We start from the raw sequence: 664 nt of genomic DNA on the forward strand, positions 1-664 counted from the left end.
CAGAGTTGAAGGCGTCCCAGTCAGAGAAGCAGGGGATCGGCACCATGTGGTTGCGCCGCGCATACCCAACCATCCCCTCGACATTGCCCTTGTCGTTGCCTTTGCCCGGGCGCCCATAGCGATCACGGAACAGGTAATGTGACAGGAACCCGCTGAACAGCGTCGCCCGCTTGCGCGTTCCGTCCGATAGGATCTTGGCAACCAGGCAGCGGTCGTTGTCGTATAGGACCGAGACCGGCACCTTGCCGAAGAAGGCAAAGGCGTGAACGTGACCATCCACCTATCACCAGGCAGGCGATGCGTGCATCGCCGAGAGGGCAGGCTTCCGCGGTCGCCGCCGGATAGGCCCGCACAAAATAGGCATCACTGTGAGGCGTCGCCATTGTCGCTCGGACCAATGGCGCTCTCAATAGCGACCAGGACGAAGAAATGCGCCTTCTGCTCGACACCGCCGATCACAACAACAGCTTCGCCGAAGTCCGCCTGCGCATGCCCCGGCGGATGGGCCAGAGGCACGAACATCTCCAGGCTGCGGCGTCCCCGCTCGCGCACATAATCCTTGATGATCGTATAGCCGCCGGTGAAACCATGCTCATCCACTGCCCGGCAGTCGATACGTCGTATCGACGAGAGGGGCGGAGCCGTTCAAAGATCCGCTTGGCCG

Annotated in this window: 1 pseudogene; it reads right to left on the reverse strand. The window is 61.9% G+C overall.

Going from position 1 to position 664, the window contains the following annotated elements:
* Positions 1-621, reverse strand: a pseudogene (locus E1B25_RS22710) (transposase); the annotation flags it as partial.
* Positions 622-664 lie beyond the last annotated feature (43 nt).

This window comes from Antarcticimicrobium sediminis (assembly GCF_004348975.1).
GTDB classification, from domain to species: Bacteria; Pseudomonadota; Alphaproteobacteria; order Rhodobacterales; family Rhodobacteraceae; genus Antarcticimicrobium; species Antarcticimicrobium sediminis.